This window comes from Meiothermus cerbereus DSM 11376, assembly GCF_000620065.1.
Taxonomy (GTDB): domain Bacteria; phylum Deinococcota; class Deinococci; order Deinococcales; family Thermaceae; genus Meiothermus; species Meiothermus cerbereus.
The window spans coordinates 1-16,549 of sequence record NZ_JHVI01000027.1 but is presented as its reverse complement, the minus strand read 5'-3'; the positions used below and the strand labels follow the sequence as shown (position 1 = coordinate 16,549).

Below are 16,549 nucleotides of genomic sequence, written 5' to 3'. Positions count from 1 at the left end.
CTATTTTGCCGACTTTGCCGGGGAGTTTTGCCCCTCGTCTGGCAGTCGAATAATCAAACCGGAGCCCAGCCAGGCCGAAAGTGGCAAAATGAGGCTCAAAGCCTGGTTGGCACCTGAAATTACCTGCAGGGCATACCCAAAAAGCAAGGCCGGAAGCAACAAGAAAAAGACCCGAAAAATCCGTTCAAAACCAGGTTTGGGCGGCAAGGGCCAGAAACGGGAAAAAATGAGTCCCAGGAGCCCTCCCAGCACCACCGCCGTAGCGATTCGCAACAGGTCAAAAGGAGTGGGAAAGGGCCAACCGGTCAGATAATGGCCCAGCGCATAAAACAAAAACAAGAAAGCGGAAATTCCAACCAGAAGTCGCAGCAAGCGCAGGCTTAGATCGGCGGGTACAAAAACATTGCTTTTTTTGACTGGTTCCAGGTTTTTATTGGTGGCCATAACACGATATTACCGAAAAAAAGGGGGGTGGGCTTCTGCCCACCCCAAGGATTTGGATCAGTGGTAGTGTGCGTCCTTGGCACCGCGCGGAATCCGCACCGACTCCACCAGCTCCTGTACTTCTTTGGGCGGCTCGGGGGTCATACGTGAAACGAAATAGGTAATCACAAAGTTGAGCAGCATCCCCACCGTGCCGATGCCCTCGGGGCTCACACCCAGGAACCAGCGGGGCATGCCAAAGTAGCTCACCCCGATGATGTAGAACGCCGTGAAGACCAGCCCCACCACCATCCCAGTGATGGCCCCCTCGCGGGTGGTGCGCTTATCGAAGATGCCCAGCAAAATGGCCGGGAAGAAACTGCTGGCTGCTAGCCCGAAGGCAAAAGCGACCAACTGGGCAATAAATCCGGGCGGGTTTTGCCCAAAATAACCTGCGATGAGCACTGCCAGCAAAATGCCTACACGGGCTACCAGCAGCCGCTGCCCCTCAGTGGCCCGTGGGTTGATGATCCGGTAGTACAGGTCGTGCGAGAGCGCCGAGGAGATTACGATCAGCAGGCCGGAGGCCGTAGAGAGGGCCGCGGCCAGACCGCCCGCTGCCACCAGGGCGATGATGAAGGGGGCTAGCTTGGCAACCTCGGGGGTGGAGAGCACGATGATGTCGTTGTTGATGAACACCTCGTTGGCGCTGGTGGTGTCGGGGTTGTTGACATCGGGGCGGGTGGTGCCCGGGATGAACTTGAAGGCGTTGCCCTTGGCAATGGTAATGGTGCCGTTGTTATCCTTGTCTACAAAGCGCAGCAGGCCGGTTTTCTCCCACTTGGCCACCCAGTCAATCTGTCGCACTTCTTCGAAGGTTTTGCCGTGCAAGGTGTTGATCAGGTTGTAGCGGGCAAAGACCGAGATGGCCGGTGCGGTGGTGTAGAGCAGAGCGATGAAGAGCAACGCCCAACCGGCAGAGGCGCGTGCGTCCTTGACCGTGGGTACGGTGTAGAAGCGGATGATCACGTGGGGCAAACCAGCCGTACCAAACATCAGACATGCTGTAATCAAGAATATGTTCAGCATGTCGAAGCGCTGGAACGGCTGGGTGTACTGGGTAAAGCCCAAATCTACCTGTAGCTGATTGAGGCGGGTGGTGATATCGCTAAAGGTGAGGGCCAGCTGGGGGATAGGGTTACCGGTGAGGATGCTGGAGATGGCAAAAGCCGGGATCAAGTAGGCGATGATCAGAACCGTATACTGTGCGGCCTGGGTCCAGGTAATGCCTTTCATGCCCCCAATCACCGCGAACATAGCCGTTACCGCTACCCCAATCCACAGACCAGTAACGCTGGGCACACCCAGGTAGCGAGCGAAGACTGTACCCACCCCGACCAGCTGGGGGATGACGTACACAAACGAGACGAACACCGCTGCAATCACCGCCACCACCCGCGCCGTCTGGGAGTAGTAGCGGTCACCTACGAAGTCCGGTACGGTAAACTTGCCAAACTTGCGCAGGTAGGGGGCCAGCAACAAGGCCAGCAGCACATAGCCGCCAGTCCAGCCCATCAGGTAGATGGTGCCGTCGTAGCCCAGGGTGGAGATCAGGCCGGCCATCGAGATAAAGCTGGCCGCACTCATCCAATCGGCGGCGGTAGCCATACCGTTGGCGATGGGGGGCACGCCGCGACCTGCCACGTAAAAGCCTTCGGTTTCGCGCACCCGAGCCCAGATTCCAATGCCTACATACAAGCCGAAAGTCAGGAGCACTATGATCCAGGTCCAGAGTTCTACGCTCATTGGGCTCCTCCTATTCGTGGACGTCGAACTGCTGGTCGATCTTGTTCATCTGCGAAACGTAGATGAAGATCAAGATTACGAAGATGATGATGGAGCCTTGGTGGGCAAACCAGAAGCCCAGCGGAACCGCTCCGAGCTTGATGTTGTTCAGCGGCTGAACCAACAAAATCCCGAAGCCGTAAGAAACCAATGCCCAGACGATGAGCAGGTTACGGATCAGGCTGATGTTGGCCTTCCAGTACGCCTCGGCCTTTGCTTTATCCATGCCTACCTCCATATAACACAAGTCGAGCCACCAGCGTAGTTTAGGTGGGTGCTGTAGCGCATTTCAGACTTGCCCCATGAATCTAACACCGAGATTGTGTCCTGGCAAGAAATTTGCTGTTTTTGTATATCTGCGAAAAGCAGCGCAATCGTTTGTTTTATGAGAATTTGAACCTTGCGCCGCCCCTGTGGGAAAGCTGTTGCAGACGTGTACATTCAGCGTTTGATCATCGCTTGGGGTTCAGAACTCACAGCCTGCATTGGGCGAAAATCATAAATACACCCTTTGCCTGAATAAGCGTTTCTTATTCCTCGAGCGTGCTCAGGTCACCGGGGTCGCGTCCCATCTCCTGGGCTTTGAGCAGCCTTCGCAGGATTTTTCCGCTGCGGGTTTTGGGGAGCTTGTCCAGAAATACCAGCTCACCAGGGGTGGCGATGGGGCCAAGCTCGAGACGCACGTGCTGCACGATTTCATTTTTGAGGGCCTCGCTTTTTTCGTGACCTATGCGCAACACCACAAAAGCCTTGATGTTTTCGCCCTTGATGGGGTCAGGCACGCCAATAACAGCCGCCTCGGCTACCGCGGGGTGCGAGACCAGAGCGCTTTCCACATCCGCGGTGCCAATGCGGTGTCCGGCTACGTTGAGCACGTCGTCGGCGCGGCCCAGCACCGTAAAGTAGCCCTCGGCGGTTTTGCTGGCTACGTCGCCGGCGGCGTAGAGGTTACCGGGGATTTCCGTCCAGTACTGGGTGTAGCGGGCGTGATTGCCCCAGACGGTGCGCATCATGTGCGGGAAGGGGCGTCCCAGGGCCAGTAAGCCTCCCGTGCCGGGGGCTACTTCGTTGCCGTCGGCATCCACTACTTTGGCTTCTACGCCGGGTAGGGGCACCCCCACAAAGCCAGGTCGGCCCTCCAGGGTGAGGGGGGTACCCAGGGTGGGGCCGCCAAGCTCGGTCTGCCACCAGTTGTCGGCCACAAAGCCGCGCCGTCCCCCGTCCATGAGGTGCTGGGCAGCCCACTGCCAGGCCTCGGGGTTGAGGGGTTCGCCTGCCACGCCAATGAAGCGCAGCGAGGAGAGGTCGTGCCGGGCGGGCCACTCGGGCCCAAACTTCATGAACATCCGGACGGCGGTGGGGGCGGTAAACATCACGTTGACCCGGTAGCGCTCGACCGCCTGCCAGATGGCCGCCGGGTTGGGGTAGTCGGGGGCACCCTCCCGCAACACGCTGGTGAGGCCTTCCAGCAAAGGGGCATACACGATGTAGCTATGCCCCACAATCCAGCCGATGTCCGAGGTGGCCCAGAAGATATCGTTGTCCTTCACGTCGAAAAAAGAGCGCAGGTGGTAGGCCGTGCCCACCATGTAGCCACCGTGCACGTGCACCACGCCCTTGGGTTTGCCGGTGGAGCCCGAGGTGTAGAGGATGAACAGCGGGTGTTCGCTGTCGAGCGGCACGGCCTCGGCTTCGGGTTTGTGCGACCAGAGCAGCTGGTTGAAATCGTGGAAGCGGGGCCCCTCTGGAACTGCTTTGCTGCGGCAGAACCAGACCGTGTGCACGTCCAGGTCTTCTATGGCCTGGAGCACGATGGCCTCGAGGTCCACTGTCTTCCCCCGGCGGTAGCTTACGTCCCCGGCAATCACCAGCCGGGCCCCGGCGTCCATGATGCGCTCCCGTAGCGCCGAAACCCCCAGCCCGGCATAGACCACCGAGTGAATGGCCCCAATGCGGGCACAGGCCAGCATAGCCATAACGCCCTCGAGGGTCAGGGGCATGTAAATGATGATCCGGTCGCCTTTTTGCACACCCAGGCTTCTAAGCCCGGTGGCCAGGCGCGAAACCCGGTCTAAAAGCTCGCCGTAGGTCAGCTTTTGCTCGCTGCCGTCCTCCCCCAGATACAAAAGCGCCACCTGGTTGCGTTTGGAACCCAGCGCATGGCGATCCAGGGCGTTGTAGGTGATGTTGGTCTGGCCGCCCAAAAACCAGCGGTGGTCGGGGAAGTTCCAATCCAGCACGCTTTGGAAAGGCTGGAACCAGTGAAACTTCCGGGCTTGCTCTCCCCAGAACCCCTCGGGATCTTGAATGCTGCGGCTGTATTCGGCCCAGAAGTCGGGCACGTTGGCGCTCTGCTGCTGGCTTTGGGGGGCACGGTAGCTGACCTTGGATTTTAGTAGTTGCTCGAGTTCCATCGGGGCCTCCTGATGTTTTGCCCACTCACGGTTCTAGTGTGGACAGGTCGCCTGGGTCGTCGCCGAGCTCCTGGGCTTTGAGCAAGCGGCGCAGGATTTTGCCGCTCTTGGTTCTGGGGAGTTGGTCGATAATTTCCACCGCGGTGGGCAGGTGGATGCTGCCGAGCTGGCGGCGCAGGTGGGCTTGCAGCTTGTCGGCCAGGATGGCGCGAACCTCGAGGCTGGCCTCGCGGGTTTTGAGCACCACATACACCTTAATGACCTCGCCCAGCTCGGGATTGGTAAGCCCCACCGCGGCCACCTCGGCCACCGAGGGGTGCGCGAGCATGGCCCCTTCAATCTCGGCAGTTCCAATGCGCATCTCTCCGGCCTTGATCACGTCGTCCGAACGGCCCAGCAGCGCGATGTAGCCTTCGCTGTCGCGCACGGCAATATCGCCGGTGCTGTAGCAGCCGGGAATGCGGTGCCATTGCTCGAGGTAGCGCTCGTCGTTGTTCCAGAAGGTGCGCATAAAGTGGGGGAAGGGCTGGCAGATGACCAGATGCCCTTTTTGCCCGGGTGGCAGCTCGCGCCCTGCTGCGTCCACCACCCGCGCCTCTACCCCCGGCAAGGGCAAGCCCGCCTTACCGGGTTTGGCCGGCATGCACACCGGGGTGGATAGGCAGGGGCCGCCGGTCTCGGTCTGCCACCAGTTGTCGACTACGTGGGCCAGGTGCTTGGCCGCCCAGTGCCAGACCTCGGGAGCCAGGTACTCCCCCACGCTGGCCACCAGCCGCAGGTCGGAAAGGCGGGCCTTCTGGGCAAATTCATCGCCGTGCTTGCGCAGGGTGCGTAGCCAGGTGGGGCTGATGATGAGCACGTTGACCCCACAGTCCTCCAGCGTCTCGTAGAAGCTGCTAGCGTCGGGGTAGTCGAGCCGCTCGGCCCGCAGCACCGTGGTCAGGCCCTCCAGCAAAGGGGCGTACAGGCCGTAGCTGTGCCCCACAATCCAGGAGAGGTCGGCGGTGGCCCAGAAAATCTCGCCCTCCTTAAGGTCGAACAGGGTGCGCAGGTGGTAGGTGATGCCCACCATGTAGCCCCCATGCACGTGCACCACGCCCTTGGGTTTGCCGGTGGAGCCCGATGTGTACAGGATAAACAGGGGATGCTCGCTGTCTACCGGCAGTGCAGGGGTGGTGGGCCGGTGGGCCTCGAGCAGATCCCAGAATTCCAGGGGTCGGCGGCTTCCCCCCCGGCTGAACCACAGTACCGGTATATCCAGCCCCTGGGTGGCTTCCTCGAGCAGCTGGGTAAAGTGCAGGGTGCGCCCGCCCTGGTACATCCGGTCGGCGGCCACCAGCAAGCGGGCCTGGGTGTCCTGCAGACGCTCGCGTAGGGCCTGGCTGCTGAGTCCGGCGGGAACCGCCACATGCACCGCGCCAATGCGGGCACAGGCCAGAAAGGTGAGGGCCATCTCCAGCCCGGTGGGCATATACACCGCTACCCGGTCGCCGGGTTTGATGCCCAGCGACAACAGCCCCCCAGCCAGGCGGGCGGTCAGGTCGCGCAGCTCACGGTAGGTGAGCTTGTGTACCGTGCCATCGCCGGCCAGGGCCACGAGGGCCAGCTGGTTGCGGCGGGGGCCTTCGGCGTGCCGGTCGAGGGCGTTGTAGGTGATGTTGGTGGTGGCCCCTACGAACCAGCGGTGGTAGGGGGCGTCCAGTTCCCGTACTCGCCTCCAGGGGTTGAACCAGTGGAAGCGCTCGGCCCAAGCACCCCAAAAGGCCTCGGGCTGCTCGAGGCTTCTGCGGTACTCAGCGGCGTAGTCTTTGAGGTTGGCTTTTTCCACCAGCGGCCTGGGCGCCCAGACCGGGGTTTCCTCGCTGGAAGAACCCAGGTAAACCGGTTCACTGGGTGGGAGAGGCTTGGCCTCCTGAGGGGCCTCTTCCACCATGGCGTGGCTGGAGGCGGCCCGGGCCACCTCCTGTACAGCCTGCACCAGCCGGGTAAAGGCGTAGGGGAAGCGCCTCGAGGGCACCACCACCCCAAAGGCCCCCATCACCGCACCATCCCGGCCAAAAATGGGCGCAGCCACTCCGGAGATGCCGTCGGCGTGCTCCTCAATCTCCACGGCAAAGCCCATCTGGCGAACCTTGGTGAGTTCTTCCTCGAGCGTCAGGGGGTCGGTGATGGTGAGCCGGGTGAAAGCCTTGAGGTTTTGCAGGTGGGGGGCCTGGGCCTGGCTGTCCATAAACGCCAGCACGGCCTTGCCCAGGGCTAGGGCATGAAAGCCCTCGCTCACCTGATCCTCCAGCCCGGCCAGCTTGGGTAAGCCCTGCCGCCCACGGGTGGACAGGCGCAACCGGCCCTCGCGGTCGAGCAGGGCCAGGTAGGTGCGTTCGCGGGTTCTAAGGTAAAGCTCTTCCAGCGCATCCGAGAGCTTCTCGGGCTCGGCCAGGCGGGTAGCGGATGGCGCCAGGGCCGACTTGGAGAGGCGGTAGGTGCTGCCTTCCCGTTCTGCAAAGCCTTCCGAGACCAGGCTAGCCAGCAAGGCATAGGCGGTGGAGAGGCTTTTGCCCAGGAAAGCGGCCAGCCGGGCGGCCTCCACCCCTTCAGGGTGCTCGGCCAGGTAGGCTAGTACCCGAAGCGCAGCTTGAACTGTGGTAAGTTTGCGACTTTGTGCCATAGACCAGGTTGGTTTGTGCGCCAGCAGCCGCTAAAGAAGACCGGCGCAGGCTTGCTTGGGTTTTGGGGCTATGATGGCCCGGTAGGCTATTGCTGTCAAGTAATGGTTCAATTCCTACATTTGCCAAAGCCTGCTTTTTCTTGACGCCCGCCAGGTATCCGCCTATGCTCACCAACAAAAGACCCCTATAGCCAGCAGTCTGGCTCGAGCCCAAGAGGTGACTATGGAAAAAATCGAAGCAGTTTTGAAAGAGGAGCGGGTTTTTCAACCCTCGGAGGCTTTCCGGCAAGCAGCCCGCATCAAGCGGCTCGAGGACTACGAGGCCCTGTACCGCGAGAGCCTCGAGCAACCCGAGCAGTTCTGGAGCCGGGTGGCCTCCGAGCTACACTGGTTCAAACCCTGGGACAAGGTGCTCGAGTGGAACCCCCCCAACGCCAAATGGTTTATCGGGGGCCAGCTCAACCTCTCCTATAACTGCTTAGACCGCCACCTGGCCACCCGCGGCAACAAAGCGGCCATCATCTTCGAAGGGGAGCCGGGCGACTCGCGCATCCTCACCTACCAGCAACTGCACCGCGAGGTGAGCAAGTTCGCCAACGTGCTCAAGGGGCTGGGGGTGCAGAAGGGCGACCGCGTGACCATCTACCTGCCCATGATTGCCGAGGCGGCCATTGCCATGCTGGCCTGCGCCCGCATTGGGGCGGTGCACTCGGTGGTGTTTGGCGGGTTTTCGGCCTCGGCCCTGGCCGACCGCATCAACGATGCCCAGGCCAGGGTGCTCATCACCGCCGACGGTGGCTGGCGGCGCGGGAGCGTGGTTCCTCTCAAAGCCAACAGCGACGAAGCCCTGGCGGATGCAAAATCCATCGAGCAGGTGGTGGTGGTTCGGCGAACCGGCCACGAGGTGCACATGGAGCCGGGCCGCGACCACTGGTATCACGAACTCATGGCCGTAGCCTCCCCTGACTGCCCCCCAGAACCCATGGATGCTGAAGACCCTTTGTTCATCCTGTATACTTCTGGCTCCACCGGCAAGCCCAAAGGGGTTTTGCACACCACCGGCGGTTACTCGGTTTATACCTACCTGACCGCCCAGTACATCTTCGATCTGAAGGAAACCGACACCTACTTCTGCACCGCCGATGTGGGCTGGATTACCGGCCACAGCTATGTGGTATATGGCCTGCTGCAAAACGGCGCCACCACCCTGATGTACGAAGGGGCCCCCAACGCCCCGGACGAAGGGCGCATCTGGAACATCATCGAAAAGTACAGCGTGAACATTCTGTACACCGCCCCCACCGCCATCCGGGCCTTCATGAAGTGGGGTGAGCAGTGGCCCCTAAAGTACAATCTCTCGAGCCTGCGCCTACTGGGCTCGGTGGGGGAGCCCATCAACCCCGAAGCCTGGCTGTGGTACTACAAGGTGATTGGCAAGGAACGCTGCCCCATTGTGGATACCTGGTGGCAGACCGAGACCGGCGGCATCATGATTACCACCCTGCCCGGCGTGCACCCTATGAAGCCCGGCCATGCGGGCAAGCCCTTCTTTGGGGTGCAGCCTCAAATAGTGGACACCTCGGGCCAGCCCGTCAGCAACCCCGACGAGGGCGGCCACCTGATTATCCAGAAGCCCTGGCCCTCCATGCTGCGCACGGTCTGGGGCGACCCCGAGCGCTTTGAGCGCCAGTATTTCTCCCAGTACCCCGGCAACTACTTCACCGGCGACGGGGCCCGGCGCGACGAGGATGGCTACTACCTGATCCTGGGCCGGGTAGACGATGTGCTCAACGTCTCGGGCCACCGCCTGGGAACTATGGAAGTGGAGAGCGCCCTGGTCTCGCACCCCGCCGTGGCCGAGGCTGCGGTGGTGGGCCGCCCCGACCCCATCAAGGGCGAGGGCATTGTGGCCTTTGTAACCCTCAAAACCGGCCAGACCCCCAGCGCCGAGCTGGCCCAGGAGCTCAAGGCCCACGTGGTCAAGGCCATTGGGGCCATTGCCCGCCCCGACGAAATCCGCCTGACCGACGCCCTGCCCAAAACCCGCTCGGGCAAGATTATGCGCCGCCTGCTGCGCCAGGTGGCCTCAGGCGAGGAGATCAAGGGCGACACCAGCACCCTGGAAGACCGCGCTGTGGTGGAGCGGCTCAAGTCTACGCCCGCCCAATAACCCCGCAAAACCAAAGCTCCACGCGGCGACTCGAGCAGCGTGGAGCTCTTTGTTTGCGCCGTGTATTGCCAGCACGTATGCGGCTCAGCTCGAGACCCTCAAAGACCAGGGCTATACCCACAAGCGCTGGCTTACCGCACGGGACAACCGGGTGCGGGTGGCCCAGGGCTCGTCGCGTTTTGACCACCGCCAGATGGACGGTGTGGTGGTGCCGATTGACGAGCCTTTAGTGACCCCGGCAGGCTCGAGGTTCCTATACCCCGGCGACCGCAGCCTGGGAGCTCCGGCGGGGGAGGTGATGAACTGCCGGTGTACAATCATTGGAATCATGGCAAAGCAGGACCAGTTGACGGGGCAGCTAGAGTATGAGCGCCCCAAAGCGGGGGTGCATTTCAGCCGGTGGATAGCCACACCAGAAGCTGACCGCAGAATGGTTCTGCGCGGTCTCAGCCGGGCTGGCCTACTCAAATGGTTGAAGGATAATCCCCTTGGAGAAATTCGGGTTGTGAAAAGACTCTATGACGAGTACGGTCCGTTTCACGGGGTCTACAACCCGCTTGACGCGAGCATCAAGCTTAGCCTTGAGCGCCCAGACATTCGCCAGCAACCAACCTGGGGCGAAATTGAAACCGTTTCCGCAATTGCGAATAGTCCCAACGCCGCAGCGCAGATCACCCTAATCCACGAGACCAGCCACCATATCTTGACTGTGCTTGGGCGGCAAATGGGGTCTGTGCTCGAGGATAGAATCCGTAATATTTGGAACCGGGCCAATTATGTGTCGGGGCGAGCGAGCGTGAGCTGGAAGGAATACTTTTGCGAGACGCATTGCGCGTATGTCTACTTGCGGGACGAACTACAGGTGAGAGACCCTTTGGGGTATAATCTGATTAGGGAGATCCGCCAGATGGTCAGTATAGAGGACTAACATGGTTGCTAAGTTAACCAAAATCGATTGGGTTCGGATGCGCCAGCTTGCCGCGGAGGTCGAGCAGCTCAAGGCCTCGGGCCGATGGACGCTAGACGAGTACCGCCGGATCAACCGTGAAGCTGTGGCTGCAGGTGGCAGCGCTCCTGGTGCTCGCGATTGGTTGCTGCACGAAGCCGACCCTGCATGGTACGACCAAATAATGCAGGCTGTGCTATAATCCGCTCAGACATCCCCCTAGGGGAAAGCCCACCGGGCACCTTCTAGGGGGATTTTTTCTTTGCGTATTCACTCCGCCACTCACCGCATCCCGCTGCAACTGCGCCAGCTACGCCAGGGCGTCGTGCTGGTGCGGGCCTCTAACGATACGGTGGTGGACGAGTACGGCACCACCATCACCGTCGAAGCGGGTGCTGTGGGACTGGCTCCCCGCCTTCTGGCAGCACCGCACCGTCGGCCTACAGCGCAGCTACCGTAGCTGGGCGGAGTCCAAGGTTGCGATGACCTCACGGAGCTTTTCGCCTGCCAGGTACGGCGTTGTAGCGATCTAGGCTAGTCTTCAGTGGCGGTGTTGGCCGCCGTTTCTCTGCGTCCGGCCTTCCACTCCAGCCCGGCCCAGATGAGGCTCTCGAGGTCGCCGTCCAGCACGTTTTCGGGGTCGTGGCGCATCTCGCCGGTGCGGTGGTCTTTGATGTACTGCTTGTCCAGCACATAGCTGCGAATCTGGCTGCCCCACTCGATGGGGCGGGCCTCTCCGCGCAGCCGGGCCAGCTCCTCCTGCTTCTTTTTGAACTCGATCTCGAAAAGCTTGGAGCGCAGGATGTTCATGGCCATCTCTTTGTTTTTCTGCTGGCTGCGGGTGACCTGGCACTTCACGATGATGCCGGTGGGCAGGTGCACCACCCGCACCGCCGAGTCGGTGGTGTTGACGCCCTGGCCGCCTTTGCCCTGCGAGCGCATCACATCAATCCGCAGGTCTTCGGGGGCAATCTGCACGTCCACCGATTCGTCTACCTCGGGCATTACTTCCACCGCGGCGAAGCTGGTCTGGCGCTTGCCCTGGGCGTTGAAGGGGGAAGGGCGTACCAGGCGGTGGACCCCGGCTTCGGCGGAGAGCAGGCCGAAAGCGTTCTCGCCCCGCACGATAAACTGGGCCTGGTCTATTCCGGCCTCGGCGCCGGGCTCCAAGTCCACCAACTCCAGGCTAAAACCCATGCGCTCGGCAAAGCGGGTGTACATGCGGTAGAGCATCTGGGCCCAGTCGCAGGCCTCGGTGCCGCCCGCGCCCGGCTTGATGGTCACGATGGCGGCGTTTTCGGCATAGGGAAAACCCAGCAGGGTCTGGTGGTAGAGGTCTTCCAGCTCACGCCCGGCTCGCTCGAGCTCGGGCTGCATCTGCTCCCGCTCCTCGGGCGAAAGCTCCGGCCAGAGCTCCAGCAGCCCTTGCAGGTCGGACTCCAGGCGCTTGTAGCCATCCACCACCTTGCGCAGCCGGGCCGACTCCTGCGAAACCTTGCGGGCGTTGTCGGGGTCGTTCCAGAGGCTGGGGTCGTTTAAGAATTGCTCGAGCTCGCCAAGGCGGGCTTCTTTGCCAGCGATGTCAAAGATACCCCCGTAGGGCCTCGAGCCGGTGTTTCAGGGTCTCTAAATCCATAGCACCTGAGTCTAGGCTGTCCGGGCTCAAACGTCAAATGTGTTTGTTGCCTCGCCAGGGCAAAAAACCACGGCCAAAACGCTGTATTCCGACCCGTGTGTGAAAAAACTCAGTCCGCCGCCAGCGCCAGCTCGGGGTGCTGCACCCCCACCTGGGCGCCCAGGCTTCGCAGGCGGTTTGCGATGTCGTCGTAGCCGCGTTCGATGTACTGCAACCCGGTGATGTGGCTATCGCCCTCAGCCGCCAGGGCAGCGATAATCAGGCCCCCTCCGGCCCGAATGTCGCGGGCTTCTACTGCCGCGCCGGTCAGTCGGCGGCCCTGAATTACCAGGGTGCGGTCTTTTAGGGTAACTTCGGCCCCCATGCGGGCCAGCTCACTGGCGTGGGTAAAGCGGTCGGGGTAGACCCGGTCGGAGACCAGCGAGGTGCCGTGTACGGTAGCCAGGTAGGCCGTGGCAGGGGGTTGCAGGTCGGTGATGAAGCCGGGGTACTCGCGGGCCTCGAGGTTGAAGGGCTGGGGGTTGGGGATGGCTTCCAGGGTAATCCAGTCTTTGCCGGTGGTGATTTTGTGGCCCGACTGAATGAGCTTGTCCAGCACGGCGTCCATGTGGAACGGCTCCACATTGGTAAGGGTGATGGAACCCCGGGTGGCCGCGGCGGCAAACAGGTAGGTGCCCGCTTCGATGCGGTCGGGGATTACGCTGTAGCGCCCTCCACGCAGGCGGGGCTTGCCCTTGATATGCAGGATGCTGCTCCCGATGCCTCTAATCTCGGCCCCCATCATGGTGAGGAAGTTGCAAAGATCTACAATTTCGGGTTCCTGTGGGGTGTTGACCAGCACGGCTTCACCCCCCAGGGCTGCCGCCATCAGGGCCTGCTCGGTGCCGCCCAGGGTAGGCAGATCGTAGACCACCCGGCCAGAGGCGGGTTTGGTGCGACGGGCCGTATAGGCCACACCTTGCTCGGTAATCTCGGTGCTGATCTCGAAGCCCAGGCCACGCAGGGCCTTGATGTGCTGGTCTACCGGACGCTCGGCAAAATTGCAGCCCCCGGGTAGGGGTACGGTGCCTTCGCCAGCCCGTGCAGCCAGGGCCCCCAGCACGTTGAAGCTGGCCCGCATCTTGCTGACCAGTTCGAAGGGCGCGTGGGTAGAGCGAATTTCGGGCGTGTGGAGGTGCAGGGTACGGCCTTCCCAGGCGTGGCGGGTGCCCAGGTGGCCCAGAAGCTCGAGCAGGACGTCAATATCACGCAAGCGGGGAACCTCCGTAAGGGTAACGGGCTCCTCGGTCAGAATGCTGGCCGCCATGAGTTTGAGCGCTGAATTTTTGGCAGGAAAAATGCGCAGTTCACCGCTAAGGGGGACACCGCCGTGAATGGTAAGGGTTCTGTTCATACGCAGGGCTCATCTCCTGGGTGCATCTGGCTATCGTTGCGTATCTTACACATGATACTCACTATGAGTATAGTAAGTTAGTGCCGTATTGTCAAGCACAAACGTAACGTGCTAAAGTTTAGTCAGAAACGCATACGAGTATTTTACCGTTACCATACTCGTCTGGCGCCAGGGTTTACAGGTTATGCCCAAGAAGGAGAAAAAGCGTTTACAGGTAGTCATCAGCGATGATCAGGACGCGCTCCTGACCAGGCTGGCCTACGAGCTTTCTAGCCCCGAGCAGCTGGTCTCCAAGTCCGAGGTGGTGCGACTGGCTATCGAAAAACTGGCCGATGGGATGGAGGAAGGCCAGCAAAAAGCAGAGCTGAAAGAGCTGCTGAAGCGGCTCGAGGCCGAGGAAGAATAAAGACGCTGTTCAGGGGGATTGTTGCTATTCAGAGCCCAGTTTTTCCTGGCCGCAGAATGCCGCCCTTTAGTTTGCCCCAGCCTAGGCTGAACAGGCCAACGGCGGTTTCGAGTGCAACCAACTTCCAGCCCTCGCTTCCTTCGGCTCTGATAGGCTGGCCCAGCGCAAACTCGAGGGTGCGGGGGTCTTCGGCCTGCAATCGCAGCACCTGGTTGACCTGGTGGGGCTGCAAATAGTGCGCGAGTGGCTTACTGGGCAGAAAACGCCCGGAGCCCTTGCGCTGCCCCACCCGCACCTCGCCCAGGTAAAGCCCTGGCGCGGGTGCTTTGATGCCTGCCAGGCTGGGCAGGCCGGGCGGGAGCAGGTAAAGGTGTCCGGCCCGCTCGAGAGGCTCTCCCTCGAGGTCTACCTGCAGGTGTTCCTCACACCAGGACTGCCACAGAGCCCGACTTTCGCGGGACAACGGAGGAACCCGCTCCTGTGCGGGGTTGTCTTCCTGGCCCTCGGTTTTGCGGAGTTTGGCTTGAAAATGCCCCTCCCCCCGTAGCCGATGCGGCCACAGCCGGGCGGTTCTGGTCAGCGCAGGGTTGCCGTCGCCCCAGGCCGGAACCCCTGGAGCAAAAAGAGGGCAGATGCAGGCGTCCTCGAGCACCCAGCCAGGGGTGTGCAGAAACTCCGCGATGACCTGCTCGTTCTCCTCGGGGGAAAAGGTGCAGGTCGAGTAAACCAGCACCCCCCCAGGGCGCACCAGCTCGGCGGCCGCGGCGATGAGCGACTTCTGTATGCGGGCCGCTCGAGCCGGGGCCCCAGGCCCCCAGTGGCGCACCACCTCGGGATCCTTACGAAACATGCCCTCTCCCGAGCAGGGGGCATCCAGCACCACCCGGTCGAAATAGGCACCCCAGGCCTGGGCCAGTTTCTCAACCGGCGCCGAGACCACCGCCAGATTGGCCCCCCAGCGCTCCACGTTTTCCAGCAAGCCGCGCAGCCGTCCCGGGTCAATTTCGTTGGACACCAGCAAGCCCTGCCCCTGCATCCGGGCGGCGAGGTGGGTGGTTTTGCCCCCAGGGGCGGCGGCCAGGTCCAGCACACGCTCCCCTGGCTGGGGGTCGGCCAGCACCCCCACCGCCTGGGCCGAGGGCTCCTGGATGTAGTAGAGCCCGGCGTAATAGTAAGGGTGGGGCCCGGGGCGGGCTTCGGCAGGGTAGTAGAAGCCTTCGGGCGACCAGGGGATGGGCCTCAGTTCCCAGGGGCTAATCTGCTGTAGCTGCGCGGGGCTCAGCTTGAGGGTGTTCACCCGCAGGCCATAGCTGCGGTCGGCTGCGCTGAGGGCTTGCAGGAACTGGGGAAAGGCCTCACCCAGCAGGTCGGACATTCGGGTCAGAAAGGCTTTGGGCAACACAACGCTTACAATGCTAACCGATGCCCGTGGTAGCCATTGGAACCGATATCGTAGAACTTGCACGCCTGCGCCGGGTGTGGGAGCGGCACCCCCGGCGTTTTTTGGAACGCCACTTTGTGCCTGGCGAAATCGAGTACTGTCTGGCCAAGTTCGACCCCATTCCTTCGCTGGCGGTTCGCTTTGCGGCCAAGGAGGCCTTTCAAAAATGCTGGCCTGAGCGCTTGAGCTGGCTCGAGGTCTGGGTAGAGATGCAGGGGCGCAGACCCAGGCTGGGCTTTGCCCCAGGGCTACAGCGCCAGATAGAAGAGGGGGGTTTTAGAGCGCACCTCTCGCTTTCCCACGAGAAGCACTATGCCCTGGCGGTGGTGTTGCTGGAAAGGGCAGAGCCATAAGGCAGCTCGAGTAAAGCGGCTCGAGCTGCCAAAAAACTTATTGCTGGTGCCGGGAATGGGACTCGAACCCACACGCCCTTGCGGGCAACGGATTTTAAGTCCGTAGCGTCTACCATTCCGCCATCCCGGCAGACCCGACCTTTAGTTTAGCCGTTATGTGTAATCTGACAATAACCTTTGCTGGTTGCTGGTGCAACAACACTTGTACCAGACCGTGAGCATCCCAAATGAGCCAGAAGAAGTTCCTGGAGGCGCTTCCTCTGGCGGCAAGGGAAGCGGCTCCTACCCTGACTTTGCACCAAGGCTTTTGCTGAGAGAAAGTCCTGAGGTGGGGCATGCAACCCCGTGATCGGAGGGGTGTTTAGCACATTCACCTGCAGCGAGGTAGCAGATGTGTGCGCGGCGATATGAGCGCTAAAAAGACGCCTCTTATAAATTTGCCTCTTGATTTTTAACTTGTGCGCCCGTACACTTTTTATACCCACTGAATGCACACGTATTATACCAAATCTATGTAGATAATAACTCATGCCAAGCAAAGCCATAGCCCTACACGCCCACCTGAGCCTGGAAGAACTCGAACAGCGCTACCGTAGCTGCAAGGATGCCAAGGAGAAGACCCGCTGGCAGGTGATCTGGTTGTACGCCCAGCAGACCCGGGAGAACCGCCCCAGCACCCGGGCAGTGAGCCAGGCCACCGGGTTTAGCCAGAACTGGGTCTACAAGCTCATCCGGCGCTACAACGCCGAGGGACCCCAGGGGCTCATCGATAAGCACCGCTACAACCCAGGAGGGGATAAGCGGGCCTTGCTGAACCAGGAGGAGCAACAAGCCCTCCGGCGGGCCCTGCAAGCGCG

15 protein-coding genes and 1 tRNA gene are annotated in these 16,549 nt (G+C 61.4%); 7 read left to right on the top strand and 9 right to left on the bottom strand.

The window, feature by feature from the left end; translation table 11 throughout:
* From Q355_RS0110735 to Q355_RS0110715, 5 genes are all read right to left on the bottom strand, one after another.
* Entirely contained in the window at positions 1-444 is a 444-nt protein-coding gene (locus Q355_RS0110735; RefSeq protein ID WP_027877804.1) for a hypothetical protein, read from the bottom strand.
* A gap of 57 nt (positions 445-501) precedes the next feature.
* A complete protein-coding gene (locus Q355_RS0110730) occupies positions 502-2,229 on the bottom strand; it encodes a sodium:solute symporter family protein (RefSeq protein ID WP_027877803.1) in 1,728 nt (575 codons plus the stop codon).
* Positions 2,230-2,239: 10 nt separating this feature from the next.
* The gene (locus Q355_RS0110725; protein ID WP_027877802.1) at positions 2,240-2,494 is read right to left on the bottom strand and encodes a DUF4212 domain-containing protein; all 255 of its coding nucleotides are present in this window, start codon (positions 2,492-2,494) and stop codon (positions 2,240-2,242) included.
* Between the two features lie 304 nt (positions 2,495-2,798).
* On the bottom strand, positions 2,799-4,682 hold the full coding sequence (acs, locus tag Q355_RS0110720) for an acetate--CoA ligase (RefSeq protein WP_027877801.1): 1,884 nt from the start codon (positions 4,680-4,682) through the stop codon (positions 2,799-2,801).
* A 25-nt stretch (positions 4,683-4,707) separates the two neighbouring features.
* A complete protein-coding gene (locus tag Q355_RS0110715) occupies positions 4,708-7,347 on the bottom strand; it encodes an AMP-binding protein (protein ID WP_027877800.1) in 2,640 nt (879 codons plus the stop codon).
* A 223-nt stretch (positions 7,348-7,570) separates the two neighbouring features.
* Here Q355_RS0110715 and acs (Q355_RS0110710) point away from each other — a divergent pair, with 223 nt between their 5' ends.
* From acs (Q355_RS0110710) to Q355_RS16740, 4 genes are read left to right on the top strand one after another with little or no spacing between them, the layout of a single operon-like run.
* Complete coding sequence (acs, locus tag Q355_RS0110710; protein ID WP_027877799.1) at positions 7,571-9,517, top strand: acetate--CoA ligase; 1,947 nt, start codon at positions 7,571-7,573, stop codon at positions 9,515-9,517.
* 49 nt (positions 9,518-9,566) lie between these two features.
* Positions 9,567-10,445, top strand: coding sequence for a structural protein (locus Q355_RS0110705; protein WP_027877798.1), 879 nt, complete (start codon positions 9,567-9,569; stop codon positions 10,443-10,445).
* Position 10,446: 1 nt separating this feature from the next.
* Positions 10,447-10,665: a hypothetical protein gene (locus Q355_RS0110700; protein WP_156941916.1), complete on the top strand. Its 219-nt coding sequence runs from the start codon at positions 10,447-10,449 to the stop codon at positions 10,663-10,665.
* Positions 10,666-10,725: 60 nt separating this feature from the next.
* A complete protein-coding gene (locus Q355_RS16740) occupies positions 10,726-10,923 on the top strand; it encodes a hypothetical protein (protein ID WP_156941915.1) in 198 nt (65 codons plus the stop codon).
* A gap of 74 nt (positions 10,924-10,997) precedes the next feature.
* Here the strand turns inward: Q355_RS16740 and prfB are convergent.
* Positions 10,998-12,099, bottom strand: a protein-coding gene (gene prfB / locus Q355_RS15755; RefSeq protein WP_156941914.1) for a peptide chain release factor 2 whose coding sequence is annotated in 2 segments (ribosomal slippage) — positions 10,998-12,047 and positions 12,049-12,099 — 1,101 coding nt in all. Because the reading frame shifts where the segments join, the coding sequence is not laid out codon by codon here.
* 109 nt (positions 12,100-12,208) lie between these two features.
* Positions 12,209-13,492, bottom strand: a complete 1,284-nt coding sequence (gene murA / locus Q355_RS0110690; RefSeq protein WP_036259276.1) for a UDP-N-acetylglucosamine 1-carboxyvinyltransferase — start codon at positions 13,490-13,492, stop codon at positions 12,209-12,211.
* A 184-nt stretch (positions 13,493-13,676) separates the two neighbouring features.
* Here murA and Q355_RS0110685 point away from each other — a divergent pair, with 184 nt between their 5' ends.
* Positions 13,677-13,898, top strand: coding sequence for a hypothetical protein (locus tag Q355_RS0110685; RefSeq protein WP_027877795.1), 222 nt, complete (start codon positions 13,677-13,679; stop codon positions 13,896-13,898).
* Positions 13,899-13,926: 28 nt separating this feature from the next.
* Here the strand turns inward: Q355_RS0110685 and rsmF are convergent, their stop codons facing one another.
* Entirely contained in the window at positions 13,927-15,300 is a 1,374-nt protein-coding gene (gene rsmF, locus Q355_RS0110680; RefSeq protein ID WP_027877794.1) for a 16S rRNA (cytosine(1407)-C(5))-methyltransferase RsmF, read from the bottom strand.
* Between the two features lie 20 nt (positions 15,301-15,320).
* Between rsmF and acpS the strand changes: the two genes are divergently transcribed.
* A complete protein-coding gene (acpS, locus tag Q355_RS0110675; protein ID WP_027877793.1) occupies positions 15,321-15,692 on the top strand; it encodes a holo-ACP synthase in 372 nt (123 codons plus the stop codon).
* Between the two features lie 44 nt (positions 15,693-15,736).
* On the opposite strand, the gene Q355_RS0110670 is transcribed toward acpS, so the two are convergent.
* A tRNA-Leu gene (locus Q355_RS0110670) sits at positions 15,737-15,822 on the bottom strand.
* A gap of 398 nt (positions 15,823-16,220) precedes the next feature.
* Between Q355_RS0110670 and Q355_RS17010 the strand changes: the two genes are divergently transcribed.
* Positions 16,221-16,549: helix-turn-helix domain-containing protein (locus Q355_RS17010; RefSeq protein WP_027877792.1), on the top strand; the 329-nt coding region annotated here is incomplete at its 3' end.